The organism is Polaromonas sp. P1_G2 (genome assembly GCF_056405515.1).
The window spans coordinates 1-459 of record NZ_JBFUBY010001109.1 but is presented as its reverse complement, the minus strand read 5'-3'; the positions used below and the strand labels follow the sequence as shown (position 1 = coordinate 459).

At 64.9% G+C, this 459-nt stretch carries 1 pseudogene; it reads left to right on the top strand.

Annotation, left to right across the window (positions count from 1 at the left end):
- Positions 1–459, top strand: a pseudogene (locus tag AC1D0P_RS29295) (AcrB/AcrD/AcrF family protein); the annotation flags it as partial.

Here is a 459-nt window from a genome sequence, read left to right as displayed (position 1 = left end):
AGGAAGTCGAGACCCAGGCCAAGGCGCTGGAAACGAAGATCATGCCCGATCCGGACAAGAAATTCGTCGCCACCTATATCGGCGAGGGCGCGCCGCGCTTCTTCCTGCCGCTCGACCAGCAATTGCGCAATCCGAACTTCGCCCAGCTTCTGGTCATGGCCAATGACGAGCCGGCCCGCGAACGGCTGATCGTCAAGCTGCGTGCCATCCTCGCCCAGGACTTCCCGTCGATCCGCGGCAAGGTTGACCGTCTCTTCCTCGGCCCGCCGACCGGCTGGCCGGTGCAGATGCGCGTCATGGGTCCGGATCGTGCCGAAGTGCGTAAGATTGCCGACCAGGTTGAGGCGAAGTTCGCCGCAAACCCGCTGCTCGGCGCCATCCATGACGACTGGCTGGAGCCGGTGCCTGCGATGAAGCTGGTGGTCGACCAGGATCGGGCGAGGGCGCTCGGCGTCACCT